Below are 24,862 nucleotides of genomic sequence, written 5' to 3' on the forward strand. Positions count from 1 at the left end.
GCGGATGACCGACACGCTCGACGACATCCGCGAGGAATATGGCTTTCTGGAGGGCGACGATCGCTACCGCCTGCTGGTGGAGCTGGGCCGATCGCTGGAGCCGATGCCCGATGCGCTGAAGACCGACGCGACGCTGGTGCGCGGTTGCTCCGCCTCGGTCTGGGTCTATCCCACCGTGGCGGACGACGGCACGCTCCACTTCCTGGCGGACAGCAACGCCGCCATTACCAAGGGGATCATCGCCCTGGTCCTGCTGACGGTGCAGGACCGTAACCCCGCAGCGATCCTGGCGACCGATATCGAGGGGGAACTGGCTCCGTTCGAACTGAAGGCGCAGCTCAGCTCCAATCGTACGCAGGGCATCCCCAACATGATCGCGCTGATCCGCGAGACGGCGCAGCGCTACGCCGACTGAGCCGGGCGCTATTGCCGCCGCGCCTGCGCATGGATCTGGGCGCGCGACAGAAGCGCGTCCAGATCCTCGCGGCTGATATCGAAGCCCTCGTGCATTTCCGCCAGCGCGGCGTCGATGTCGACGAGGTGGATCCCGGCCGGGATCGGTGCCGGCGGCGGCGGCGCGCGATGCGGATAGGAGCGCCGCGTCAGGCGGTGCCACGCCACCCCCAGCGCGACCAGGGCGATCGAATTGATCCCCACGGGGGCGGCGGCGAAGGCATAGCCCGCCGCGTGAATGCCCTGACTGCCGATGACCGCGGTCAGCGCCGCGGCCCCGCCGGGCGGGTGGAGGCACCGCAGCAGCGACATCGCCAGGATCGCCGCGCCCACCGCCGCCCCCGCCGCCAGCGTGGTGTCGGGGATCAGGTGGAAGGCGCCGACCCCGACCAGCGTCGAGACGACGTTGCCGCCCACCACCGGCCACGGCTGCGCCAGCGGGCTGGCCGGCACCGCGAAGACCAGCACGGCGGACGCGCCCAGCGGCGCCACGATGATCGGCAGGTCGGCGATCGACGGCGGCACCTGCGCGCACGCGACGATCGTCAGCGCGATCCCGATCGCCGCGCCGACGCACGCGATCAGGCGCGCGGGCCACTCGGCGCCCGCGACGATCGGCCGGAAGAAGCCTGTCATGCCGTGCGCGTGCCCCAGGCACTCTCGCGGAACCACTTGGTGATGATGTACTTCGTCCCCTCGACCACGGACATGCCCTCGTGCATCGTCATCGTATTGGGGCTGCCGTCGGGCGCCATGTTGTTCCAGACCAGCAGCAATCCCTTTCGCGGCATCACGCGCAGTCCCCCTTGCGGGAACCAGGTCGCCCCGCCCTCCTCCACCTCGTTGAGGTAGATCATCGCGGTCCAGGTGCGCTGGCCCCCGGTCACGCGCATCCGCGGCCAGTAGCTCTCGCCCTCGTGGAAATAGTCGTGATGCGCGCGAAAATGCTGACCCTGAGCATAGCGCTGCCCCTGCATCGTCTCGCCATTCTCCGGCGGGATGCCCAGCGTGCCCGAGATGTAGCGGTCGATCTCGCGGATGCCGTCCGCGTTGCGATCCATGTCGCAACTGTCGCTGGTCCGGTTCGCGTTCGATCCCTCGTCCGACAGCAGGGTGGACGGCCGACGATTCGACTCGATCAACCCGACCAGCCAGTCGCAATTCGCCTCGTCGAGGAAGCCGGGACATCTCCACGCCTGCACGCTGTCGCTGGGCAGCCGCTGCATCCGCGGATCGGCATCGAGCCGCGCGGCGACCGCGCGCCCGATCGCGGCACGCGTGGCGGAGGGATAACCCGGAACATTGGTGGTGATCGGCATGGCGCCTGCTTTTGCAAGCCCGGCGCGCCGCTTCAAGAGCGACGCGCCGTCCTCACTTCACCAAAACAATCCCGGGATCAGGTCGACCACCTGCCCGGAGTAGATATCGACCAGCAGCGCGTCATTGTAATAGCGCACCCAGCGATACGGGCCGTAGGCGTCGGGCAGGCGATAGGACCACGGATCGTCGATCCAGTAATTCTGTCCGAACAGCTGCGGCGCGAGCCTCACCCCGACCGAGAAACGCGTATAGCCGCGATCCCAGCCATAGGGCGCGTAATAGCGCGGCAGGCGATACAGCTGGCGGTTGGCGGCGCGGTACCGGGTCCAGTCGTAGCGGCGATCCTGCCGCCAGCCGCGATCCCAGTTGCGGTCGCCCCGGTTCCAGTCGCCCCGGTTCCAGTCGCCCCGGTTCCAGTTCCCCCGGTCCCAACTACCGCGATCCCAGGCACCCCCGCGGTTCCAGTCGCGATCGGGCCGACGCCCGTCCTGCCATGCGCGGTTCGCCTGGTCGCGCTGCTGCCAGCGCCCCGCATCCCATCCCCCGTCGCCACGCCGGTCGCCGCGGCGATCGTCGCGCCACTCGCCGCGTGGCCGGTCGGGCCGCTGCTGCCAGTCGCGTCGATCGTCGCTGCCGATCGGCGGCGCCGGCGGAGGCGTCACCGGGCGGTCGGCACGCCAGTCGCCGCCGGGGCGACCCGGCTGCGCATCGCCAACGGGCCGATCGGGGCGGTTCGGCGCCCAGCCGCCGAGCGGCCGATCCGGGCGCCCCGGCCGCCACTCGCCCGCGGGACGATCCGGTCGCCCGGCTCCCTGCGGACGGTCGGGGCGGGCGCCACGATCGCGCTGCCACCCGCCGTCGCCACCACGCTCGCCGCCCTGCGCCTGCATCCGCGCCTCCATGCGGGCGCGCATCGCGTCGCGCACCGACACGTCCTGCGCCCAGGATGCACCCGGCAGCATCGCCACCGCGGACATCAACGTCGCCACCATCGCCTTCATCATCGTCAGCGTCTTTCCACCTGCCGGCGCACGAGCCGGCCCCACGATGACGAATGTATTGCGACGGTGCCGGGGAACAATCGCTGAACCGGGTCGTCAGCGAACCGACAGGATTCAGCCTGCCGCCGCCAATTCCTTGGCCTTGCCATAATCGGCCTTGCCGTTGGGTGCGCGCAGCGTATCCGCGGTGGCGACCATCAGCTTGGGCAGCTTGTACCCCGCCAGATGCCGCCGCAACTCGTCGCGAATCGTCCCCTCGTCATAGCCCGCGCCGGTGCGCACGACCGCCGTCACCGACTGGCCCCACCGCGGATCGGGCGTGCCGAAGACCAGAGCGTCCTCGACACCGGGGCACAGCTTCAACGCCTCCTCGACCTCTTCGGGAAAGATCTTCTCGCCCGCCGAGTTGATACAGGCCGAGCCACGGCCCAGCAGCACCAGCGAGCCATCGGCATTCACCTTCGCCAGATCGCCCGATACGACATAGCGTACCCCGTCGATCACGCGGAACGTCCGCGCGCTCTTCTCAGGGTCCTTGTGATATTCGATCGGCCCCGGCGGCGCGAGCACCACCTTGCCGGTGACGTCGCTGCCCGGCACCACGTCGCGATCGTCGTCGTCCAGCACGCGGCAACGCGTACCGACCATGAAGCGCGCGGTTTCCACCGTGCCGTCACGGGTCGTCACCGCGGCTCCCATGCCGATCGCCTCGGACGAGCTGAAATTGTCCTGGCATACGGCGTCGGGCATGTGGCGGATCAGCCCGTCCTTCACCGCCTGCGTCCACATCACGCCCGACGACGAGATCAGCCGGACCGACGACACGTCCCAGCGCGCCGGCTCGTTGTCCAGCGCCTCCAGCACCGGGCGGGCGAAGGCATCGCCCACCACGATCAGCCGGTTGGCCTGCCAGCGGTCGATCGCGTCCAGTGCCTCCTCGGCGCGGAAGCTGGTGGACGGCAGCGTCGCCACCATCCCGCCCGCCAGCAACGATCCGTAGGACGACAGCAGGCCGGTACCGTGCATCAGCGGCGGGCCGCAGACGGTGCGCGGAAAATCGGGGTTCGCCGCGGCATGGGCGGCCGCCTCGTCCACCGTGGCGGGGATCGGCAGGCCTTGCGAGGCGGCGACCGCCAGCCCGATCGCGTTCAGATCCGAATGTTGCCATACCACGCCCTTGGGCATGCCGGTGGTGCCGCCGGTATAGATGAAGAAGCGATCGGCCGGATCGCGCGCGATCCCCAGCGGCGTCGCATCGCCCGCCGTCAGATCGTCGAACCGCTCCGCGAAGGCGGGCGCGTCCCCCTCCCCGCCGATCTCCACCCAGGTGCGCACGCCGGGGGCGCCCGGCACCACCTGCGCCACCGCATCGCGCAGCCGCGCGTCGTACAGCAGCACCGTCGCGTCGCTGTCCGCCAGGATATAGGCCAGTTCCTCGGCGACATAGCGATAGTTGACGTTGACGTGCGTCCCCCGTGCCTTCCAGCAGGCGATCAGGCCGACCAGATAGTCCGCGGAATTATAGGCGTAGAAGGCGAACCTCTCCCACGGTGACAGACCGCGATCGACCAGCGCCCGCGCCAGGGCGTTGGAGCGCCGCGCCAGCGTGGCCCAGTCGACCACCTGATCGCCATGCGCCAGCGCCACGCGGTCGCCGGGCACCGCCCGCTCGACCGCCTCGATCATGTCACCGAAGTTGAAACTCATCCCGCAACACCTCTCACCAATTGGGTTTTTCCCCAATACTCGTCGCGGAGCAGGCGCTTGTAAAGCTTGCCGGTATCGTGCCGCGGCAGTTCGGCGCGGAAGTCGATGCGGCGCGGCGTCTTGACGTGGCTCAGGTTCGCGCGCGCGAACTCGGTCAACTCCGCCGCCAGTTCCGGCCCGGCGCTCTCCGGATCGCGCGGCTGCACCACCGCCACCACTTCCTCGCCCATCTCGTCGTGCGGCGCGCCGATCACGGCGACGTCGGCGACCTTGGGATGCGTGACGAGCAGGTTCTCGATCTCCGCCGGGTAGATGTTGACCCCGCCCGAGATAATCATGAAGCTCTTGCGATCGGTGAGATAGAGGAAGCCCTCCTCATCCACCCAGCCCACGTCGCCCAGCGTCGTCCAGCCACGCGCATTGGTCGAATCCTGCGTCTTCGCCGGATCGTTGTGATAGGTGAAGATCTGCCCGCCATCGGGGCTCTCGAAATAGATCGCGCCCTCGGTCCGCGGCGGCACCTCGTCGCCGTCCTCGTCGCAGATATGGGTGATCGTGGTCAGGTTGCGTCCCACCGACCCCTTGTGCGTCAGCCAGTCGGCCGCACCGATCGCGTGGAAACCGTTCCCCTCCGTACCGGCATAATATTCGCCGATGATCGGCCCCCACCACTCGATCATCTTCTCCTTGACCGGGATCGGGCACGGCGCGGCGGCATGCCACACCGCCTTCAACGAGGAGAGATCGTAGCGCGCGCGCACCTCTTCGGGCAGCTTCAGCATGCGGATGAAATGCGTCGGCACCCATTGCGCGTGGGTGACGCGGTAGCGCTCGATATATTCCAGCGCCTTTTCCGCGTCGAACCGCTCCATCACGATCACGGTGCCGCCCAGCTGCTGCACCGCCATCGACCAGCGCAGCGGCGCGGCGTGATAGAGCGGTGCCGGGCTGAGATACACCATGTCCGGGCCGAAGCCGTAGAGCGCCTGCCCCAGCGTCACCAGCGGCGACAGGTTGGTGCCGAACGGCTCCTCCGACAGCGGGTGCTTCACCCCCTTGGGCTGGCCCGTCGTGCCGGACGAATAGAGCATCGTGCCGCCCGGCGACGGGTCCGCGATCGGCGTCGCGGGCTGCGCATCGCGCGCCGCCTCGTACGATTCGAACCCCGGCAGCTCGCCATCGGCGATATAGCGCTTCAGGTCGTCGATCTCGGGCAGCAGCGCTGTCGCGCATTCCGCCGTCCCGCGCGACACGATCAGCGCGCGGCAATTGCCGTCGCGGATGATGTAATGCGCCTCCGACACGCTCAGCTTGGAGGAGATGCAGGTGCAATAGACGCCGGTACGCTCCGCCGCCCACATGATCTCCAGGTAGCGCGGCGAATTGTCCATCATCACCGCGATGCCGTCGCCGCGCTTCAGCCCCAGCGACCGGATCAGCTGCGCGCCCTGGTTGGCGCGCGCGTCCAGCTCGCCATAGGTCACCGTCTCGCCGGAACCGGCCATGATATAGGCAGGCTTGTCGGGCATCGCCTGGGCGTGGGCGACCGGGTGCAGCATCATTCTCTCTCCGTCTGGGGCGATCGGGGCCGCGTCTTCCCGCGCGACCCCTTCCGTTCGTTCGTTCAGGCCTGGATGCGCTCGACGATGATCGCCGGCGCCATCCCGCCGGCGGCGCACATCGTGACCAGGCCGTAGCGCTTGTTCTGGCGCTCCAGCTCGTCGACCACGGTGCCGATCAGGATCGCGCCGGTCGCACCGATCGGATGGCCGAGCGCGATCGATCCGCCGTTGACGTTCACCTTCTCGCGATCGAGGTCGAGGTCGCGGATGAACTTCTCCGCCACCACGGCGAACGCCTCGTTGATCTCCCACAGGTCGATGTCGTCGACCGAGAGACCTGCCTTCGCCAGCACCTTCTTCGCCGCCGGCACCGGGGCGTTGAGCATCAGCGTGGGGTCGTCGCCGACGTTCGCGGTCGCGACGATGCGCGCGCGCGGCTTCAGCCCGTGCTTCTCGGCATAGTCCTTCGACGCCAGCAGCACCGCCGCCGCGCCGTCGACGACGCCCGACGAATTGCCGGCATGGTGGAAATGCCGGATCTCCAGATCGGGGTATTTCGCATTGATCTGCTTGCGGAACGTGTCGCCCTTCTTGTTGTAGGGCATGTCCGCCATCGCGGCGAAGCTGGGCTTCAGCGCGGCCAGTCCCTCGGCGGTCGTCTGCGGGCGCGGATATTCGTCGCGGTCGAGCACGGTGTTGCCCGCATCGTCGACCACCGGCACGATCGACTTCCGGAAGCGGCCTTCCCGGATCGCGATATCGGCCTTGCGCTGGCTCTCCAGCCCCAGCGCGTCCAGATCCTCGCGGCTGATCCCCTCCATGCTGGCGATCGCGTCGCCGCAGATGCCCTGATGGCTCTGCGGATGCGACGCGTTCAGCCGCTCGTTGCCCGATCCCATGCCGAGCATCGGCTTGCCGCTTTCCATATCCTCCTGCGCCATGGCGGCGGTCAGGCTCATCATCTCGGTGCCGCCGGCGATGACCAGGTCTTCCATCCCGCTCATGATCTGCGCCGCAGCGAAGTTCACCGCGGTGATGCCGCCGCCGCAGAAGCGGTCCAGCGTCGTGCCCGAGGCCTTGACGTCGTAGCCCGCGTCCAGCGCCGCCATCCGGCCCAGGTCGCCGCCCTGCTTGCCGCGCTGGGTGGAGGTCGACCAGATGATGTCGTCCACCTCCTCGGTATTGAGATTGTTGCGCTCCTTGATCGCCTTCAGCACGGTCGCGGCCAGATGCTGCGGATGCATGTCCGCCAGCGCACCCTTGCCCTGCTTTCCGATACCGCGCGGCGTCCGCACCGCGTCGATGATATAGGCCTCACCCATGACGATCCTCTCCGACGTTCCCGAACCGATGTCGACGGCCCTTTACCGCCGCCGAATTCCGGCATAACCTTCGTTATGGTCGATGGGATGTCAAGCGTTTCGCCGCCGGTTGCCCCGTCGCCACGGGGAACGGACCTCACGCCGCGCGACTGGCTGGAGGCGGGGCAGTCACTGTTGCGGCGGGGCGGACTGCGCGCGCTGAAGCTGCGCCCGCTGGCCGAGGAGCTGCGCGTGTCGACCGGCAGTTTCTACCATCATTTCGCGGACTTCGACGCCTATCAGGGGCAGCTGGCGCGCTATTTCGCGGGTGCGCAGCTTGCCGCGCTGATCGAGGCGCTGGAGCGCGCGACCGACGACCCGATCGACCGCATCCGCCTGCTGGGGCAGACCGTGCGACGCCGCGGCTCGTCACGGATCGCGATCGCGATGCGCGCCTGGGCGGAGAGCGATCCGCGGGCGCGGCATGCGGTGGAGCAGCATGATGCGATGATGCTCGATTTCCTCGCCAGATGCCTGACCGCTGCGGGGTTCGAGCGTGACGATGCCGAGGTGCGCGCCTATGGCCTCATCACCCTGGGGCTCAGCAAGGTGCACGCCCCGCACCTCGATATGGCGCAATTGTTCGATCGCCTGCTCGACATCGTCTGCGCGCGGCCGGCGTCGTCGTCGTGAAGGCGGTCGTCGTCTCCGCGCTCTCGCCCGATCTGTCGGGCACGGCCCTGATCGACATCCCCGAGCCGGTCGCACGTCCCGGGCAGGTGACGATCCGGGTGCGCGCCGCGGCGCTCAACTATCCCGACCTGCTGATGACCCGCGGCGAATATCAGCTCAAGCCGCCGCTCCCTTTCGTGCCCGGACTGGAGGTCGCGGGCGAGGTGATCGCCGGCGACGGCTTCGCCCCCGGCACCGCGGTGGTCGCCGGCACGCGCACCGGCGGGTTGGCGGAGGTGGTCGCGGTCGACGCCGGCGCGGTGCGCCCCAAGCCCGATCACCTGTCATTCGCCGAGGCGGCGGGGGTCGGCGCGGCGTATCTGACCGCCTATGTCGCGCTGGTCCGGCTGGGCAAGGTCGAGCCGGGCGAGTGGGTCGTCGTCCACGGCGCGACCGGCGGCGTGGGCCTCGCGGCGGTCGATCTGGCGAAGGCGCTCGGCGCGCGCGTCATCGCCACCTCGCGCTCGGCGGAGAAGCTGGCGATCGTCGCGGACGGATATGGCGTCGACGCCACCTGCCCGGCGCCCGGTTTTCGCGAACGTGTCAAGGAGCTTACCGGGGGCGGCGCGGACGTGATCTACGATCCGGTCGGCGGCGACGTCTTCGACGAATCGGTGCGCTCGATCGCGTTCGGCGGGCGGCTGCTGGTCGTCGGCTTCACCTCCGGCCGGATCGCAACGGTGTCCACCAACATGCCGCTCATCAAGGGTTTTTCGGTCATCGGCGTTCGCGCCGGCGAATATGGCCGGCAATTCCCCGAGCGGGGGCGCGAGAACCAGGCGGCGATCTGGGCGCTTGCCGAAGAGGGGCGCATCCGCCCGCGCGTCCATGCCGAATATCCGCTGTGCCGTTGGCGCGAGGCGCTGCTGGCGATGGAGCGGAGCGAGATGGTCGGCAAGCTGGTGCTGGTGCCATAGCGGTTCTGCCCTGCCCCGCCGGCCAGAGAGCGGGGATGGGCCATCAAGGAGAGGTCGATGTCCGGTTACGATTACGTCATCATCGGTGGCGGCTCCGCGGGCTGCGTGCTGGCCGCGCGGCTGAGCGAGGATCCCGCGGCGCGCGTCTGCCTGCTGGAGGCGGGCGGCGCCAACAAGGAACTGCTGGTGCGGATGCCGGCCGGGGTCGGCAACCTCATCAAGTCGAAGAACAAGCACAATTGGGGCTTCTGGACCGAGCCGGAACCGCACATGGACGGTCGCCGGCTGTGGTGGCCGCGCGGCAAGGGGCTGGGCGGATCGTCCTCGATCAACGGCATGATCTACACCCGCGGCCATCCGCAGGATTACGACGAGTGGCGCCAGATGGGACTGGGCGGCTGGGCCTGGGACGACGTCCTGCCCTACTTCCACCGGCTGGAGGGGCATCACCGCGGCGAATGCGACGGGCTGCACGGCGCCGCCGGCCCGCTGTCCATTTCCGGCGGGGAGAGCGACAGCCCGTTCCATGACGCACTGATCCAGGCGGGCCAGCAGGCCGGCTACCCCGTCACGACCGACTTCAACGGCGCATCGCAGGAGGGGTTCGGCCGCTACGACCTGACGATCTCCAACGGTCAGCGCTGGTCGACCGCTGCGGCATATCTCCGCCCGGTACTGGGGCGCCGCAACCTGACCGTCGTCACCGATGCCCGCACCGCGCGCGTCGTGGTCGAGCGCGGGCGCGCGGTCGCGGTCGAGTATCTGCGCGGCAGGACGCGGGAGCGCGTCGAGGTCGCGGGCGAGGCGATCCTTAGCGCGGGCGCGGTGCAGAGCCCGCACCTGCTCCAGCTGTCCGGGATCGGCGACCCCGAGCGGCTGCGCGCCGCGGGGATCGAGACGGTCCACGCGCTGCCCGGCGTGGGCGAGAATCTGCAGGATCACCTCGACGTCATCATGAACTGGTCGACCCGCGGGCTCGTCACCGCCTTTTCCGCGACGCGCGGGCTGGCGCAGCTGAAGACCGGGCTCAACTATCTGTTGCGCGGGCAGGGGCTGGGGCGCCAGCAATTCCTCGAATCGGGCGCATTCGTCCGCTCGCGCGAGGGGCTGTCGCGGCCGGACGTCCAGATCCACGGCGTGCTGGCGATGATGCGCGACCACGGCAAGCAGCGCGTCGATCAGGACGGCTTCTCGCTCCACCTGTGCCAGCTGCGTCCCGAAAGCCGCGGGCGGATCATGGCCGCCTCGGCGGACCCGCTCGCCGATCCGCTGATCTACGCCAATTATCTCGCCGCGCCGGAGGACCGCCGCGTCATGCGCGAGTGCGTGAAGATCGGGCGCGACGTGGCCAGCCAGGCCGCGCTCGACCCGTACCGGCAGGACGAGCTGTTCCCCGGCGCGTCGGTGCGTACCGATGACGAGATCGACGCCTGGGTCCGCGCCGCCGCCGAGACGATCTATCATCCGGTCGGCACGTGTCGGATGGGGGCCGACGGCGACCAGCGCGCGGTCGTCGACGGACAGCTGCGGGTGCGCGGGATCGAGGGGCTGCGGGTCGTCGACGCCTCGGTCATGCCCACGCTGGTGGGATCGAACACCAACGCGCCCACGATCATGATCGCGGAAAAGGCGGCGGACATGATCCGCGGCGCGGGGTCGAAGGCCGCAATGGCCGCATGACCCACGCGGGAGGGCGCGCGGCGTTCAGCCGGCGTCGCCGCCCTCCAGCATCCGGCGCACCCGCGCGAGCAGATCGGCGCGGGTGAACGGCTTGCGCACGATCTCCTCCTCCGGGACATGCGCGATCGCGGCCAGATCGGCATAGCCGGTGACGAACAGGACCGGCAGCGCCGGTCGCAGCGCCGCCGCGCGCTGTGCGAACTCGACGCCGCTCATCTGCGGCATGGCGACGTCGGCCACCACCGCGTCGATCCCCGGCTCCGCCGCCAAAGCCTCCAGCGCCGCCTGCCCGCTCGCCGCCTCGACCACGCGGCATCCCGCCTCGCGCAGGATGCCGGCGGTGATGTCCCGCACCGCATCCTCGTCATCCAGGACCAGGATCGCGCGCCCCGCGATCGATGCGCCTTCATTCGCGCCGCGATCCACGGCATCGACGGCGCGCACGCCGGCCTGCGCACGCGGCAGATAGACGGTCACCGTGGTCCCCTGCCCTTCCGCGGTGTCGATCCGCACCCCTCCCCCGGATTGCTTGGCGAAGCCGTAGACCTGCGCCAGCCCCAGCCCCGATCCCTTGCCGACCTCCTTGGTGGTGAAGAACGGCTCGAACGCGCGCGCCAGCACCGCCTCGCTCATGCCCGTGCCGGTATCGCTCACCGCGACGCTGACATAGTCGCCGCTGCACGGTTCCTCGACGCGCCGCGGCGTGCCCAGGGTCACGTTGCCGCTCGCCACGGTCAGCGTGCCGCCCCCGGGCATCGCATCGCGCGCATTGATCGCCAGGTTCAGCAGGATCAGCTCGATCTGCGTCGGATCGACCATCGCCGGCCACAATTGCCGGGTCAGCCGCGTCTCGATCGCGATCGACCGCCCCAGCGTGCTCGCCATCAGCGGGACCAGCCCGCCGATCGTCTCGTTCAGGTCGACGACCTTCGCCTGCAACCGCTGGCGGCGGGAGAAGGCGAGCAATTGCGCGGTCAGCGTCGCACCACGCTCCGCCGCCGTGCGGACATGCGCCAGCCGTTCCAGCGAGCGCGCGTCGAGCGGCCCCGCCGCCGCGGCGCGCGTCAGCATCTCGACGTTGCCGAGGACGACGGTGAGCAGGTTGTTGAAATCGTGCGCCACGCCGGAGGTCAGCTGCCCGACCGCCTCGAGCCGCTGCATCTGGTGCAGCGTCTCCTCCATCCGCTCGCGCTCGGCGATCTGGCGCGTCAGCTCTGCGGTACGCTCCGCCACGCGCGCCTCCAGCGCGGCGCCTGCCAGATGCCGCTCGGTCACGTCGATCGCGCAGCCGACGTAGCCGACGAACACGTCCTGTTCGAACCGCGGCTGGACGACGCTGAACATCCAGCGCTCGCGGCCGTCGATCCCGGTCAGCTTGTAGTCGCCGCTGCGCGCGCGCGGATCGGTGAACCAGCTGGCGTAGAAGGCGCGCGCCGAGTCGCGCACGTCGGCGCGGATCAGCGGCGTGAACCCTTCCGCCATCACGCGCGCCGGGGGGATGCCGAACAGCAGCTGGAAGCCCTGGCTGGCGAACAGGATCGCGCCGTGGGCGTCGGTGGTCCACACCAGCGCCGGCAGGCCATCGGCGAGCGTGCGGAAGCGCCGCTCGCTCTCGCGCATCGCCTCCGCCTCGCGGCGGCGCACGGTGATGTCGATCGCGGTGCCGATCGCGCGGACGCATCGCTCGCCCTCGAAGATGCCGCGACCCTTGACCGCGATCCAGCGCGGCGCGCCCAGGTCGGCGTCGACGCGATACTCGACGTCGTAGATCGCGCGGCGGGCGGGATCGATCGCGGCCTGGAACGCAGCCGTCACCGCGGCGCGATCGTCGGGGTGGACGCGGCGCAGGAACGCCCCGATCGTCCGTCTGGACGGCGGCGGGACATCGTACATCTCCCACAGCCGCGCGGAGCCTGCGAAGACTCCCGTCGTCAGGTCGCAGTCCCAGGTGCCGATCCCGCCCACCTCGGTCGCGAGTTCCAGCGAGTCGCGGCTGATCGCCAGCGCGGTTTCCGCACGATGCCGCTCGGTCTGGTCGTTGCCCTGGACGAAGACCGCGGTGATCGCACCCGTCGCATCGGCGATCGGCTGATAGATGAAGTCCAGCCGCCGTTCGTCCTCGCGCCCGGTCGCCGGGTCGATCAACCGGACCGGCACGTCCACCCCGCTGTACGGCGATCCGGTGGCGACGACCTGGTCCAGCCGGTCCACGAACCCCTGCGCCTCCAGCTCCGGCATCACCTCCGCGATCGCGCGCCCGGTGACGTCACGATCACCGATCAGCGTGCGAAAGGCCGCGTTCGCCATCTCCACGACGTGCCCGGGCTGGCGCAGCACCGCGACGAATCCGGGCGCCTGATCGAACATGCGGTGCAGCCGCTGACTGTCCTCCGCCACGGCACGCGCGGCGCGCACGCGCTGCGTCGTCTCCGACACGATGCACAGCACCCCGCCGATCTCGCCCGAGGCCAGCGGCACGGCCGAATAGGAGATATCGAAATATACCTCCTCGCCGGACCCCGCGCGCTCGATATAGAAAGGGCGATCGCGCGCGGCGAACGTCCGGCCGGTGGTGCGCACCCCCTCCAGCAGCGGCCCCAGATCGTCCCACAATTCCGCCCAGCCCTCGCGCGCGGGGCGGCCCATCGCGCGCGGATGCTTGTCCCCGATCGTCGGCGCATAGGCATCGTTATAGAGCGCGACGTGGTCCGGGCCCCAGAACAGCACGATCTCCGCCCGCGTGGGCAGCATCAGCGCGACCGTGTGGCGTAAGGCTGCGGGCCAGCCATCGATCGGCCCCAGCGGCGACATCGTCCAGTCGTAAGCGGCGATCAACCGCCCCATCTCCCCGCCGTGGCGCAGGAACGCGAGCGGATCGTCGGCGCTGGCGAGCGGTTGTGTCATGGACGTCAGCCTAGCGCGATCAACGGGTTGCGCGAAGGTGGCAAAATCCCCGCCGCACAGGTATTTCCCGCATTATGACCTCCCCGTTCCGCTCGATCCATCATCACGGCATGATCCGCGTCGCGGCCGCCACCCCGGTCGCCACCGTCGGCGATCCGGCGCGCAACGCCGCGGAGGCGATCGCGCTGGCGAAGGAGGCCGATACGCGCGGCGTCGACCTCGTCGTCTTTCCCGAGCTGAACCTCAGTTCCTATGCGATCGACGACCTGCATCTGCAATCCGCGCTTCAGCGGGCGACGCTGGACGCGGTCGAAGCGGTCCGCGCGGGCAGCGAGACGCTCCGCCCGCTCCTGCTCCTCGGCGCTGCCTTGGAACGCAACGGCCGGCTCTACAATTGCGCGGTCGCCGTCGCCCGGGGCCACGTGCTGGGTGTCGTGCCCAAGACGTTCCTGCCCAATTACCGCGAATATTACGAGAAGCGCTGGTTCGCGCCCGGCACCGGCCTGACGGGGCTGACCATCGCGCTCGGCGGGGTAGAGGTGCCGTTCGGCACCGACCTGCTCTTTGCCGCGCGCGACCTGCCGCACTTCGTCGTCCATGCCGAAATCTGCGAGGATTACTGGGCCCCCACCCCGCCCTCCACCATGGGCGCGCTGGCGGGTGCGCTCGTCTGCGCCAATCTGTCGGCGTCGAACGTCGTGATCGGGAAGTCGCGCGAGCGGATGATGCTGTCCGCCGCGCAGTCCGCCCGTGCCGCCTGCGCCTATGTCTATTCCGCCGCCGGCCCGGGGGAGAGCACCACCGACCTCGCCTGGGACGGACAGGGCACGATCCACGAACTGGGCGAGTTGCTGGCACAATCCAGCCGCTTCTCGCATCGCGCCGAACTGGTCGTCGCCGACGTGGATGTCGGGCGGCTGGTGCAGGAACGGCTGCGCAACGGCACCTTCAACGACGCCGCCGTGGCGGCGGGCCATCCCGAAACGCGCTTCCGCCGCATCGCCTTCGATCACGCGCCCCGCACCGACGACACCGGCATGGAGCGCGAAATCCGCCGCTTCCCGTTCGTCCCCAACACCCCCGAAAAGCTGGACGAGGATTGCTACGAGGCGTTCAACATCCAGGTGGAGGGGATCGCCAAGCGGCTGGTCGCGGCGAACGCGAAGCGACTGGTGATCGGCGTGTCGGGGGGGCTGGACAGTACGCACGCCATGATCGTGGCGGCCAAGGCGCTCGACCGGCTCGGTCGTCCGCGCGCGGATATCCTGGGCATCACCATGCCCGGTTTCGCGACCAGCGAGGGGACGCGCGCCAATGCCTGGAGGCTGATGAACGCGCTCGGCATCACAGCGGAGGAGATCGACATCCGCCCCGCCGCGACCACGATGCTGAAGGACATGGGCCATCCCTACGGCCGCGGCGAGCCGGTCTACGACGTCACCTTCGAGAACGTGCAGGCCGGGCTGCGCACCGACTATCTCTTCCGCATCGCCAACCAGCGCGAGGGGCTCGTGGTCGGCACCGGCGATCTGAGCGAGCTGGCGCTGGGCTGGTGCACCTATGGCGTCGGCGACCAGATGAGCCATTACGCCGTCAACGCGGGCGTGCCCAAGACGCTGATCCAGTTCCTGATCCGCTGGTGCATCGCCACCGAACAATATGACGCCGACACCGACGCGGTGCTGGGCGCCATCCTGAACCAGGAGATATCGCCCGAGCTGGTGCCCGGCGAGGAGATGCAGAGCACCGAGAGCAGGATCGGTCCCTATGCACTCAACGACTTCTTCGCCCATTATGTCATCCGTCACGGGCTGGCGCCGTCGAAGATCCTGTTTCTGGCGTGGCATGCGTGGCGCGATGCCGACGCCGGGCGCTGGCCGATCGGCTATCCCGATGCGGCGCGCACTGCCTATGATCTGGAGACGATCCGGATGTGGCTGGAGCGGTTCCTGATCCGCTTCTTCCAGACCAGCCAGTTCAAGCGGTCCGCGATCCCCAATGGACCGAAGGTATCGGCCGGCGGGGCGCTGTCGCCGCGTGGCGACTGGCGCGCCCCCTCCGACGGCACCGCCGCGGCCTGGCTGGCGGAACTCGCCGTCAATGGACCGTAGACGCCGCTGAACCTCCGTCGCGCTCGCCCGTTCGGGCGATACCCTCGGGAGAACAGCGACATGAGCGACAAAGGAACCACGCGCCGCACGGTGTTGGGCGGTGCGGCGATGGCGGCGGGCGCCGCCGCGATCGGTGGCAGCGCGGCGGCGCAGGACGCCGCGCCAAAACTGACCGATCCGCGCCGCAAATACACCAGCCAGCCCTTTCCCGAACAGCGTCAGCCATGGCCCGCGCTACAGTCGAAGATGACGCCGCGCCCCGACTGCGGCGAGACCAGCTATCGCGGCTCCGGGCGGCTCGCGGGTCGCAAGGCGCTGGTCACCGGCGGCGATTCCGGGATCGGTCGTGCCGCCGCCATCGCCTTCGCGCGGGAGGGCGCGGACGTCGCGATCAACTATTACCCGACCGAGGAACCCGACGCGCGCGAGGTGAAGGCGCTGATCGAGCAGGCCGGGCGCAGGGCCGTCCTGCTCCCGGCCGACATTCGCACCCAGAAGGCGTGCGAGACGCTGGTGGCGGACGCCGTGCGCGCGCTCGGCGGGCTGGACCTGCTGGTCAACAACGCCGCCTACCAGCAGAGCAAGGAAAGCATCGCCGACATCAGCGACGAGCAATTCGTCCGCACCTTCGAAACCAACATCTTCGCCACCTTCCGCATCAGCAAGGCGGCGATCCCGTCGATGCCGCCCGGCGCGGTCATCATCAACACCGGCTCGGTCAACAGCTACGACCCCGGCGAGGAATTGCTGGATTATGCCAGTACGAAGGGTGCGATCCTGATCTTCACCAAGGGATTGGCGAAACAGCTCGCGAAGAAGGGCATCCGCGTCAACATGGTCGCCCCCGGCCCGATCTGGACGCCGCTGCAGGTGGCGGGCGGGCAGCTGCCCGGCAAGATGGGCGAGTTCGGACAGGAAACGCCGCTGGGGCGCGCGGGGCAACCCGCCGAGCTGGCGCCGCTCTACGTCATGCTGGCGGAGGATGGCAGCAGCTTCTCGACCGGGACGGCGGTCGGCGCGCATGGCGGCAAGGGCAATCCGTGATCAGATCGGATTAACTCAACTCAAACACCATAGCCTTTCCGTCTTCGCAGCGACGTAGCGGCGCCCGTCACCCCGGCTCGCCCGCCGGGGTGACGCGACCTCAATCCCCCGCGAACCCCCAGGCGGACACGCCGCGCTCCCGCTCGTTGACCAGCAGCGCGCGCCCCGCCGGCGCGGCCGAGCGTTGCGGGCATTCCGCGCGATAGCAGGTCCGGCACCCCGTTCCGATCGGCGTCGCGGCGCCCGCGACATCCACCCCCCGCGCCGCCGTCAGCGTCACCGCCTGCGCCGCCGCGACGCCCAGCCCGATCGCGAACTCCGCCGTTACCGCTGACGCCCCCGCCCCGATGCTGCCGCCCTGCGCCGCCACCGTCCGGGCAAGCGTGAACCAGCGCGTGGCGTCCTCCATCTCGACCAGTTGCGTCACGGTCGCACCGGGACGGTCGAAGGCGTGATGCAGCCGCCACAGCGGGCAGCGCCCCTCCGCCTCGACGAGCACCGACTGGCTCGCCCCGGCGTAACGCTTCGACGACTGGCCTGCCCGGTCGATGCGGATCATGAAGAAGGGCAGCCCCCGCGCGCCCACCCGCTGCAACGTCGTCAGCCGGTGCGCCACCTGCTCGTATCCCGCCCCGAATCGCCGCTGCAGGATGTCGAGATCGTATCCCGTCGCCTCGCCCGCGCGTAAAAAGCGGGCATAGGGCATCATCAGCGCCGCCGCGAAATAGCCCGCCAGGTGTCGACGGAACAGTCGCTCCGCCGCACGATCGGCAAAGCCCGCACCGCGCGCCAGCGCCTCGATCTCGGCGCGCGCCTCCAGCTGCGCCAGCTGTACCGCCAGCGCGAAGGTCCGCGACGACGCGTCCAGCCGCTCGCTCAACTGCAACTGGCGCGCATGCAAGTCGAGGCGGCGGAGCAGGTCCGGCATCACCTCGACCGGCAGCACCCGGATCGCCAAGCCGTGCTTGACCCGCAGCCGCTCGACCAGCGCGCCGTACAGGTCGGCCGCGACGAGCCGCAGTTCGTCCGACAAGCCCTCCGCCGCCGCATCCAGATCGGGGAAATGATTGCGCCACCGCTCGATCTCGCGGCGCACGGTGCCGCCGGTATCGTCGGCCGCCGCCGCCACGGGCCCGACGCCGCCCACGCGATCGAACGCGCGTGCGAACGCCTCCGCGCCGCCGGGCGCCGCGGCGAGCCATTCCTCCACCTCGGCGCGGTCGACCTCCAGGTCGGCGAACATCGGATCGCCCAGTCGCCGCCGGATCGCCTCCGCTCCGCCCCCCGGCTCGCCCGCGGTCAGCGCGCGCGGATCGAAGTCGAACCGCTCCGCCAGCTGCACCAGCAGCCCCGCGGGCAGCGCGCGCTGGTTGCGCTCGATCAGGTTCAGATAGCTCGCCGACACCCCCAGCGCCTCGGCCATCGCCGCCTGCGTCAGTCCGCTGCGCCGCCGTAGCCGCTTGACCGCATGTCCCGCCAGCAGCTTCTCCCGCGCCATTCCTCACCTGTAAATGGATTTACAAAACGACCTCCATTTACCGCATTGAGGCCGACCGTGCGACACGAAACTTGAACGATGCCGGTTAGTCGGCACGCGATTCGTGGATTATCACACTGGCATCCGGCGACGCCCGACCATGACCGGCCGTCGCCTCGAAAGGAGAGACCATCATGACCACCGAACCGCAACGCAGCCGCGCCGTCTTCTCCACCGAGGACTTCGGGCTGATGAAGGAAGCCGTCGCGCACTACGTCCGCCAGATTGCCGACGATCCGCGCTCGTCGAAGTTCTCGAACCTCTATCACCGCCTCGGCCGGCTTGGCTGACGCACCAGTTCCTGGGGAGGAAAGGTGTCCGCCGATGCAGGTTCGCCTGCGTCGGCGGTCATTTCCGACACCCGCCGCATCTCACAGAACACGAAGGATCCCGCCCGTGACCTATCAGGACAACATCGCCTCCACCGCGCAGCTGATCTCCAGCTTCAACGGCACGTGGGACGGGATCGACGCGGAGTCGGTGGCGCGGATGCGGTTGCAGAACCGCTTCAACACCGGGCTCGACATCGCCAGGTACACCGCCGCGATCATGCGCCGCGACATGGCCGCCTATGACGCCGATCCCGCCAACTACACCCAGTCGCTGGGCTGCTGGCACGGCTTCATCGGGCAGCAGAAGCTCATCAGCATCAAGAAGCATTTCGGCAGCACGAAGGGGCGCTACCTCTATCTCTCCGGCTGGATGGTCGCCGCGCTGCGGTCCGACTTCGGCCCGCTGCCCGACCAGTCGATGCACGAGAAGACCAGCGTTCCCGCGCTGATCGAGGAGCTCTACACCTTCCTGAAGCAGGCCGATGCGCGCGAACTGGGCATGATGTTCCGCGAGCTGGACAAGGCGCGCGACGCGGGCAACGAAGTCGAGGCGCAGCGCCTGATCCATGCGATCGACAATTACGAGACGCACGTCGTGCCGATCATCGCCGACATCGACGCCGGATTCGGCAACGCCGAGGCGACGTACCTGCTGGCGAAGAAGATGATCGAGGCGGGCGCCTGCGCGCTCCAGATCGAAAACCAGGTGTCCGACGAGAAGCAGTGCGGCCACCAGGACGGCAAGGTGACCGTCCCGCACGAGGACTTCCTCGCGAAGGTCCGCGCCTGCCGCTACGCCTTCCTGGAGCTGGGCGTCGACGACGGCATCATCGTGACGCGAACCGACTCGCTGGGCGCCGGGCTGACCAAGCAGATCGCCTATTCCAAGGAAAAGGGCGACATCGGCGACCAGTATAACGCCTTTCTGGATTGCGAGGAGGTGACCGACCTGTCGACCCTGCGCGGCGATGTCGTGATCGAGCGTGACGGCAAGCTGGTCCGCCCGAAGCGGCTGGCCAGCAACCTGTTCCAGTTCCGCGAAGGCACCGGGGCCGACCGCTGCGTGCTCGACTGCATCACCTCGCTTCAGAACGGCGCCGACCTGCTGTGGATCGAGACGGAGAAGCCGCATATCGAGCAGATCGCCGGCATGGTCGACCGCATCCGCGAAGTGGTCCCGAACGCCAAGCTGGTCTACAACAACTCGCCCAGCTTCAACTGGACGCTCAACTTCCGCCAGCAGGTGTTCGATGCCTGGAGCGAGGCCGGTCGCGACGTCAGCGCCTATGATCGTGCCCGCCTGATGAGCGTGGACTATGACGCGTCCGAGCTGGCGCAGGAAGCGGACGAGAAGATCCGCACCTTCCAGAAGGACGCAGCGGCACGCGCCGGCATCTTCCACCACCTCATCACGCTGCCGACCTATCACACCGCCGCGCTGTCGACCGACAATCTCGCCAAGGAGTATTTCGGCGAGGCCGGGATGCTGGGCTATGTGAAGGGCGTGCAGCGTCAGGAAATCCGCCAGGGCATCGCCTGCGTGAAGCATCAGAACATGTCGGGCAGCGATATCGGCGACGATCACAAGGAATATTTCGCCGGTGAGGCCGCGCTGAAGGCGGGTGGCGCTCACAATACGATGAACCAGTTCGCCGCCTGAACCGACTAAACTCGAATGCAGGGCGCCCGCGGGACTTGGGTTTCGCGGGCGCCATTTTGTGTCTGATATGTGACACCGGCAGATTTCTCGCCGGACGTCGCATGATCGCACCAGTTTGGCGGTCCAGGCATTGCGCGACGCGCACGTTCATGGAACAGCCATCTCTCCTGTCAGGGAGAGTGCATATGAAGTTCGGTACGTACCTGGTCGCCGCTGCGGCCGCCACGATGGCCGCCGCTCCGGCGATGGCCGCTCCGGCGAACCCCGCCGCCAGCCTGTCGGTCGCGAAGTCGGCGCGCGCGTCGACGTCGTCGGCCAAGAAGAACGAGCTGGCCGGTGGTGGCCTGCTGGTCGCGGTCCTGGCGGCTGCCGCCGTGGTCGCCGGCATCGTCATCATCGCCGACGATTCGGACAGCAACTAAGTCTTGCTGACCGGGGAAGGGGAAGGAGAGCCATCCTCCCCTTCCCTTTTCTCTTCTACCCGACCTTCGGCTCCGCCACCGCGCCCGGCGCCGGTTGCAGGTCGCGCGCGCCCTCGTCGGTTACGAACACACGGCGATGGCCCGCCCATCGCCCCGCCGCCTCGCTCGCGGTCCAGCGCACCACGAACGGCGAGGCCAGCCACCCGATCGTGATCGGCGCCAGCCACGCCGCCGCCATCGGCATCCACGGCGACAGCGCCAGCAGCACCAGCCCCGCCCCGACGTGCCAGCGGTACCGCGGCATGATCTCGCCGAGCGTCAGCCCGTCGCTGCTGCGGTTCTGCGGATGCCATTCCGCGCGTCGCTGCCGCGCGATCCCGATCAGCTCGATCGTCTGCGTCAGCGCGATCGCAGGTGCGGCCAGCATCGACAGCGGCACATCGACCGCGACCGACCGCAGGATCGCCCGCTTCCCCCCCAGCGCGGCGCGGCGGTCCGGATCGCCGATGACGTGTAACACCCCCATCAGCTTCGGCCCGAACAGCAGCGCCAGCGTCACCCCCAGCACGGTGCCCGACGCGTCGGCCGCCAGCAGCCCTTCGTCCCCGCGCACCGCCAGCGCCACGCTGACCGCGATCAGCAGCAGCCACAGCGGCGACGCCAGATAGCCCGCTGCACCCAGCAGCAATTGCAGGCGGTTGATCCAGTGGAAGCCGGAGGCATGGAGCAATCCCAGATGCTGGAGATTGCCCTGCGCCCAGCGCCGGTCGCGCACCGCCGCATCGATCAGCGTCGGGGGATATTCCTCGAACGTGTCGTCCGCCATCACCATATGGACGCGCCAGCCGCGCCGCCGCAGCAATGCCGCCTCCAGCACGTCGTGGCTCATGATGGTGCCCCCGAACGGCGGCTTGCCCGGCAGTTCCGGCAGCCCGCAGCTCTGCGCGAACGCCGCCACGCGGATCAGCGCATTGTGGCCCCAGAAGGTCGCCTCCGATCCCGACCACCACACCAGCCCGGCGGTCGAGGCGGGGCCGTAGACGCGGCTGGAAAACTGCATCCATCGCTGGAACAGGGTATGGGCGCCGATGACCTGCGGCACGGTCTGGAGCAGCGCGACATCCGCGCGGCGGTCGAGGATCTGCGCCATGCCGATGATCGTCCGCCCGCCCATCAGGCTATCCGCATCGAGCATCAGCATATAGTCGTAGGCGGCGCCGAACCGGCGCAGCCACTCCGCGATATTGCCCGGCTTGCGCCCGATGTTGCGCTCGCGCCGCCGGTAATAGACCGCGCCGTCGAGCCGCCCGGCCAGTGCCCGCCACGCCGCGCGCTCCTCCGCCTCACGCTCGGGCGCGGAGTCGCTCAGGATGAAGAGGTCGAACGCCGGCGCGGCCCCCGCCGCCGCTAGCGCGCGCGCCATATGCCCCAGCCGCTGGCAGACCGCGACGATATCCTCGTTGTGCACCGGCATCAGGATCGCGGTGCGCCCCTCCAGCGGGTCGGACCATTGCGGAACCGGCGTGAAGCCGGGATGCAGCCCGGTCGCGAGCAGGATATAGCCGATGGCGGTGTTGATGAACCCGAACGCGATCAGCGCGAACAGCGGGAAGAAGGTCGTCAACAGGACGACGTCCATCACCCCCAGCCCGTCCGCCAGCACCGCCTCCTTCAGCGCGGTGGATGCCGCCAGCGCCACGACGCCGGTCAGCAGCACCAGCAGGATACGCCGCGCCAGCATGTCGTTCGCCGATCCGACGCGCTCGACCGGCCCCGACGGGGCGCTTTGCGGCGGCGGCGGTCCGTCGAAGCGCTGCACCGGCATCGCCAGCGGCGCCTCGGGCGGCAGATCGCGGATCATGTCCGTCACGTCAGGTCGAGCGGGAACAGCAGGGTTTCCCCCAATGCCGCAGCGCCGCGGCGAAGGAACAATCGTACGTCGGCGGTCGCATTCGGGTCGGGCGCGATATCCGCCGTGACGCGCCAGCGGTCGCGCTGCCCGACGACGGGATAGGCGGCACTCGCCAGCAGACGCCCGTGCGCTATCGACAGGTCGGCGACGACCCCGCTGTCGCGCGTCAGGCCGATCAGACCGTCGCCCTGATAATCCACCACCAGCTTGCGCGCACCGGCCACCGCCGCGGCGCCCGGACGCCCGGCGTCGCCGACCCGCGCGTCGACCACCCGCGCGCCCCGATCGGCGCTCGGATCCTGCGACGTCCAGCGCAGACGATAGTCGAATTGAAGCCGCTGCCCGGCCCGTGCCGGCGCCGCGGGCACCCAGAAGGCCGCGACATTGTCCACCGTCTCGCTTGTGGTCGGAAAGGCGTACAGCATGATCTCCCCCGCGCCCCATGTTCCGCGCGGTTCGACCCACAGGTCGGGGCGGCGGTCGTAGAAGGCGCCGTCGTCCTGATAATGATCGAACGCCCGGTCGCGCTGGATCAATCCGAAGCCGCGCACGTCCGTCGCGTCGAAACTGTCGGTCGTGGGACGCGCTGGATTGCGCAGCGGTCGCCACAGTCGCTCGCCCCCGGCGGTCCATATCGCCAAGCCGTCGGAGTCGTGGATTTCCGGACGCCAGTCGGTCGCACCGCGCTGGGCGCGATCGTCATACCAGAACATGCTGGTCGCCGGCGCGATGCCCAGCCGCGCGATGTCGCGGCGCAGGTGGAGCACCACCGACACGTCCTGCATCACGCCCCCGTCATGCGTCGACGTGAACCGGCATGCGCCCGTTACGCTCTCCCCGTCGAGCAGGGCGTAGATGACGTGGCGCGTGCCCGTGGGCTCGATCCAGAATTCGGTGAAGCGCGGAAACTGCTCCCGCCCGTCCAGCCCGGTATCGATCGCGACGGCGCGCGCGGACAGGCCGTATTGGTCCTGCGACCCCGCCGCGCGGAAGTAGGTGGCGCCCAGGAAGGCGAGCCAGTCGCTCTCGCGTCCCGCTTCCATGATGCGGAACCCCGCAAAGCCCGGCGGAACGGATGCCTTGGCCTCGAACAGGTCGGGCGAGAACGCGACCGCCCGCGCGCGGCCACCCTCCACGATGTTGATCGCGACCGGCAAGGTCGCGCCATTTCCCAGCGGGAACAGCCGGATGCCGCCCGCCAGCGTACGATCGGGGCGGAAGCGGATCGCACCGACCGCATCGAAATCGATGGCCGCCGCCGCGGCCACGGGGGTCGGGGGGCGATACGGCTGGCGGGCCAGCGCGGCGGCGCGTTGCTGAACGATGTTCCACGAGAAGGGCGTCCCCGCCCCGGGAGCGGCACGCGCGGCGAAGGGAAGCGCGGTCAGCGCGCCGCCGGCGATCATCAGGCTGCGTCGGTCGATCAATGGCATGGGCATGCCAACCGGCTAGACGCCGCAATGTTGCGTTGCAAAATCGGCGCGACGAGCCGCACTCCGCGCGCGGTCAGAGCGACTGCCCGTCGTCCAGATCGATCACGCTGCCCGTCACATGCGCGCTGGCGTCGCTCGCAAAGTACAGCAGCACGTCGTCCAGCGCATCGATCGGCAACACTCGCCGGCGGTGGAACGCCGCGATCTGCGCCTTGCCGCCCTCGGTCCGGAACCAGTCGCCGTTGATCTCGGTCTGGATATAGCCGGGCTGGATGACGTTGACGTTGATCCCCGCCCGCACCCACTCGCGCGCCAGATTGCGCCCCAGATGCGCGACCGCCGCCTTCGACGCGGCATAGGCGCTGTCCCCCGTCGCGGTTTGATGCGCGGTGATCGACCCGATCAGGACGACCCGCCCCTTCCCCGTCTCGCGCGCGCCGGCCGCGATCAGCCGGCGGGCGGCCTCGCGCGCGGTCAGGAACACCCCCATGAAATTGACGTCGATGGTCGATCGCAGCGCCGCCAGGTCGACGTCGGTCGCGCGCCCGGCGTTGCTCTGCCCCGCGTTGGCCACCACCGTGTCGATGGTGCCGAACGCCGCCTCCGCCTGGTCGAACGCCGCGCGCACGGACGCCTCGTCGGTCACGTCCATCGCCAGCGGGAGCGCCGCCGCGCCGAGCCGCTCCGCCAGCGCCGCGACGCGGTCGACCCGCCGCGCTGCGATCGCGACGCGTGCGCCCGCGGCGACGAACCGCTCCGCGAAATGCGCGCCCAGCCCGGACGATCCCCCGGTGATGAGCGCGACGCGCCCGGTCAGGTCGAATGCCATCGATC

At 69.4% G+C, this 24,862-nt stretch carries 20 protein-coding genes; 9 read left to right on the plus strand and 11 right to left on the minus strand.

What is annotated here, in order from left to right; translation table 11 throughout:
- Positions 1 to 4 precede the first annotated feature (4 nt).
- The gene (locus tag PGN23_RS11650) at positions 5 to 415 is read left to right on the plus strand and encodes a SufE family protein (protein WP_335303055.1); all 411 of its coding nucleotides are present in this window, start codon (positions 5 to 7) and stop codon (positions 413 to 415) included.
- Positions 416 to 423: 8 nt separating this feature from the next.
- Here the strand turns inward: PGN23_RS11650 and PGN23_RS11655 are convergent, their stop codons facing one another.
- From PGN23_RS11655 to PGN23_RS11680, 6 genes are all read right to left on the minus strand, one after another.
- Positions 424 to 1,089, minus strand: a complete 666-nt coding sequence (locus PGN23_RS11655; RefSeq protein WP_335303056.1) for an HPP family protein — start codon at positions 1,087 to 1,089, stop codon at positions 424 to 426.
- The gene (locus PGN23_RS11660; RefSeq protein ID WP_335303057.1) at positions 1,086 to 1,772 is read right to left on the minus strand and encodes a 2OG-Fe(II) oxygenase; all 687 of its coding nucleotides are present in this window, start codon (positions 1,770 to 1,772) and stop codon (positions 1,086 to 1,088) included. Before PGN23_RS11660 ends, PGN23_RS11655 begins: the two co-directional genes overlap by 4 nt.
- Before the next feature lie 57 nt (positions 1,773 to 1,829).
- Positions 1,830 to 2,777, minus strand: coding sequence for an RcnB family protein (locus tag PGN23_RS11665; RefSeq protein ID WP_335303058.1), 948 nt, complete (start codon positions 2,775 to 2,777; stop codon positions 1,830 to 1,832).
- Positions 2,778 to 2,888: 111 nt separating this feature from the next.
- Complete coding sequence (locus PGN23_RS11670; protein WP_335303059.1) at positions 2,889 to 4,481, minus strand: AMP-binding protein; 1,593 nt, start codon at positions 4,479 to 4,481, stop codon at positions 2,889 to 2,891.
- Complete coding sequence (locus PGN23_RS11675) at positions 4,478 to 6,040, minus strand: acyl-CoA synthetase (RefSeq protein ID WP_335304584.1); 1,563 nt, start codon at positions 6,038 to 6,040, stop codon at positions 4,478 to 4,480. The genes PGN23_RS11670 and PGN23_RS11675 overlap by 4 nt, the downstream gene beginning before the upstream one ends.
- A 65-nt stretch (positions 6,041 to 6,105) precedes the next feature.
- Positions 6,106 to 7,365 (minus strand): acetyl-CoA C-acetyltransferase, encoded by a 1,260-nt coding sequence (locus tag PGN23_RS11680; protein WP_335303060.1) that lies wholly within the window; start codon positions 7,363 to 7,365, stop codon positions 6,106 to 6,108.
- 87 nt (positions 7,366 to 7,452) lie between these two features.
- Here PGN23_RS11680 and PGN23_RS11685 point away from each other — a divergent pair, with 87 nt between their 5' ends.
- Genes PGN23_RS11685 through PGN23_RS11695 form a run of 3 tightly spaced genes read left to right on the plus strand, consistent with a single transcriptional unit; the run spans position 7,453 to position 10,673 of the window.
- Complete coding sequence (locus PGN23_RS11685; protein WP_335303061.1) at positions 7,453 to 8,037, plus strand: TetR/AcrR family transcriptional regulator; 585 nt, start codon at positions 7,453 to 7,455, stop codon at positions 8,035 to 8,037.
- Positions 8,034 to 8,993, plus strand: coding sequence for an NADPH:quinone oxidoreductase family protein (locus PGN23_RS11690; protein WP_335303062.1), 960 nt, complete (start codon positions 8,034 to 8,036; stop codon positions 8,991 to 8,993). Before PGN23_RS11685 ends, PGN23_RS11690 begins: the two co-directional genes overlap by 4 nt.
- Before the next feature lie 57 nt (positions 8,994 to 9,050).
- Complete coding sequence (locus PGN23_RS11695) at positions 9,051 to 10,673, plus strand: choline dehydrogenase (RefSeq protein ID WP_335303063.1); 1,623 nt, start codon at positions 9,051 to 9,053, stop codon at positions 10,671 to 10,673.
- Positions 10,674 to 10,697: 24 nt separating this feature from the next.
- On the opposite strand, the gene PGN23_RS11700 is transcribed toward PGN23_RS11695, so the two are convergent.
- Positions 10,698 to 13,577, minus strand: a complete 2,880-nt coding sequence (locus PGN23_RS11700) for a PAS domain S-box protein (protein WP_335303064.1) — start codon at positions 13,575 to 13,577, stop codon at positions 10,698 to 10,700.
- Positions 13,578 to 13,651: 74 nt separating this feature from the next.
- Between PGN23_RS11700 and PGN23_RS11705 the strand changes: the two genes are divergently transcribed.
- Both PGN23_RS11705 and PGN23_RS11710 read left to right on the plus strand, forming a co-directional pair.
- Positions 13,652 to 15,688: an NAD(+) synthase gene (locus tag PGN23_RS11705; protein ID WP_335303065.1), complete on the plus strand. Its 2,037-nt coding sequence runs from the start codon at positions 13,652 to 13,654 to the stop codon at positions 15,686 to 15,688.
- A 60-nt stretch (positions 15,689 to 15,748) separates the two neighbouring features.
- Complete coding sequence (locus PGN23_RS11710; RefSeq protein ID WP_335303066.1) at positions 15,749 to 16,732, plus strand: SDR family oxidoreductase; 984 nt, start codon at positions 15,749 to 15,751, stop codon at positions 16,730 to 16,732.
- 100 nt (positions 16,733 to 16,832) lie between these two features.
- On the opposite strand, the gene PGN23_RS11715 is transcribed toward PGN23_RS11710, so the two are convergent.
- On the minus strand, positions 16,833 to 18,230 hold the full coding sequence (locus tag PGN23_RS11715; protein ID WP_335303068.1) for a helix-turn-helix domain-containing protein: 1,398 nt from the start codon (positions 18,228 to 18,230) through the stop codon (positions 16,833 to 16,835).
- 173 nt (positions 18,231 to 18,403) lie between these two features.
- On the opposite strand from PGN23_RS11715, the gene PGN23_RS11720 reads away from it, so the two are divergent.
- The 3 genes from PGN23_RS11720 to PGN23_RS11730 all read left to right on the plus strand — a co-directional run bounded on the left by PGN23_RS11720 (position 18,404) and on the right by PGN23_RS11730 (position 20,683).
- On the plus strand, positions 18,404 to 18,559 hold the full coding sequence (locus PGN23_RS11720) for a hypothetical protein (RefSeq protein ID WP_335298761.1): 156 nt from the start codon (positions 18,404 to 18,406) through the stop codon (positions 18,557 to 18,559).
- Between the two features lie 106 nt (positions 18,560 to 18,665).
- Entirely contained in the window at positions 18,666 to 20,261 is a 1,596-nt protein-coding gene (locus tag PGN23_RS11725; RefSeq protein WP_335303070.1) for an isocitrate lyase, read from the plus strand.
- 185 nt (positions 20,262 to 20,446) lie between these two features.
- Positions 20,447 to 20,683 (plus strand): hypothetical protein, encoded by a 237-nt coding sequence (locus PGN23_RS11730; RefSeq protein WP_335303071.1) that lies wholly within the window; start codon positions 20,447 to 20,449, stop codon positions 20,681 to 20,683.
- 55 nt (positions 20,684 to 20,738) lie between these two features.
- Here PGN23_RS11730 and mdoH read toward each other — a convergent pair whose 3' ends face one another.
- The 3 genes from mdoH to PGN23_RS11745 form a co-directional block, all read right to left on the minus strand.
- On the minus strand, positions 20,739 to 22,544 hold the full coding sequence (gene mdoH, locus PGN23_RS11735; RefSeq protein WP_335303073.1) for a glucans biosynthesis glucosyltransferase MdoH: 1,806 nt from the start codon (positions 22,542 to 22,544) through the stop codon (positions 20,739 to 20,741).
- A 5-nt stretch (positions 22,545 to 22,549) separates the two neighbouring features.
- Positions 22,550 to 24,028 carry a glucan biosynthesis protein gene (locus PGN23_RS11740; protein WP_335303074.1) on the minus strand — a complete coding sequence of 493 codons (1,479 nt, stop codon included), beginning with the start codon at positions 24,026 to 24,028 and terminating at the stop codon, positions 22,550 to 22,552.
- 73 nt (positions 24,029 to 24,101) lie between these two features.
- Entirely contained in the window at positions 24,102 to 24,857 is a 756-nt protein-coding gene (locus PGN23_RS11745) for an SDR family NAD(P)-dependent oxidoreductase (protein ID WP_335303075.1), read from the minus strand.
- Positions 24,858 to 24,862 lie beyond the last annotated feature (5 nt).

Source organism: Sphingomonas adhaesiva, assembly GCF_036946125.1.
GTDB classification, from domain to species: Bacteria; Pseudomonadota; Alphaproteobacteria; order Sphingomonadales; family Sphingomonadaceae; genus Sphingomonas; species Sphingomonas adhaesiva_A.

What these genes read in the sequence shown, in the direction of transcription:
- PGN23_RS11650 (WP_335303055.1), top strand. Translation starts at nt 5, where the DNA reads ATGACCGACACGCTCGACGACATCCGCGAGGAATATGGCTTTCTGGAG.
- PGN23_RS11655 (WP_335303056.1), bottom strand. Translation starts at nt 1,089, where the DNA reads ATGACAGGCTTCTTCCGGCCGATCGTCGCGGGCGCCGAGTGGCCCGCG.
- PGN23_RS11660 (WP_335303057.1), bottom strand. Translation starts at nt 1,772, where the DNA reads ATGCCGATCACCACCAATGTTCCGGGTTATCCCTCCGCCACGCGTGCC.
- PGN23_RS11665 (WP_335303058.1), bottom strand. Translation starts at nt 2,777, where the DNA reads ATGATGAAGGCGATGGTGGCGACGTTGATGTCCGCGGTGGCGATGCTG.
- PGN23_RS11670 (WP_335303059.1), bottom strand. Translation starts at nt 4,481, where the DNA reads ATGAGTTTCAACTTCGGTGACATGATCGAGGCGGTCGAGCGGGCGGTG.
- PGN23_RS11675 (WP_335304584.1), bottom strand. Translation starts at nt 6,040, where the DNA reads ATGCTGCACCCGGTCGCCCACGCCCAGGCGATGCCCGACAAGCCTGCC.
- PGN23_RS11680 (WP_335303060.1), bottom strand. Translation starts at nt 7,365, where the DNA reads ATGGGTGAGGCCTATATCATCGACGCGGTGCGGACGCCGCGCGGTATC.
- PGN23_RS11685 (WP_335303061.1), top strand. Translation starts at nt 7,453, where the DNA reads ATGTCAAGCGTTTCGCCGCCGGTTGCCCCGTCGCCACGGGGAACGGAC.
- PGN23_RS11695 (WP_335303063.1), top strand. Translation starts at nt 9,051, where the DNA reads ATGTCCGGTTACGATTACGTCATCATCGGTGGCGGCTCCGCGGGCTGC.
- PGN23_RS11700 (WP_335303064.1), bottom strand. Translation starts at nt 13,577, where the DNA reads ATGACACAACCGCTCGCCAGCGCCGACGATCCGCTCGCGTTCCTGCGC.
- PGN23_RS11705 (WP_335303065.1), top strand. Translation starts at nt 13,652, where the DNA reads ATGACCTCCCCGTTCCGCTCGATCCATCATCACGGCATGATCCGCGTC.
- PGN23_RS11710 (WP_335303066.1), top strand. Translation starts at nt 15,749, where the DNA reads ATGAGCGACAAAGGAACCACGCGCCGCACGGTGTTGGGCGGTGCGGCG.
- PGN23_RS11715 (WP_335303068.1), bottom strand. Translation starts at nt 18,230, where the DNA reads ATGGCGCGGGAGAAGCTGCTGGCGGGACATGCGGTCAAGCGGCTACGG.
- PGN23_RS11720 (WP_335298761.1), top strand. Translation starts at nt 18,404, where the DNA reads ATGACCACCGAACCGCAACGCAGCCGCGCCGTCTTCTCCACCGAGGAC.
- PGN23_RS11730 (WP_335303071.1), top strand. Translation starts at nt 20,447, where the DNA reads ATGAAGTTCGGTACGTACCTGGTCGCCGCTGCGGCCGCCACGATGGCC.
- mdoH (WP_335303073.1), bottom strand. Translation starts at nt 22,544, where the DNA reads ATGATCCGCGATCTGCCGCCCGAGGCGCCGCTGGCGATGCCGGTGCAG.
- PGN23_RS11740 (WP_335303074.1), bottom strand. Translation starts at nt 24,028, where the DNA reads ATGCCATTGATCGACCGACGCAGCCTGATGATCGCCGGCGGCGCGCTG.
- PGN23_RS11745 (WP_335303075.1), bottom strand. Translation starts at nt 24,857, where the DNA reads ATGGCATTCGACCTGACCGGGCGCGTCGCGCTCATCACCGGGGGATCG.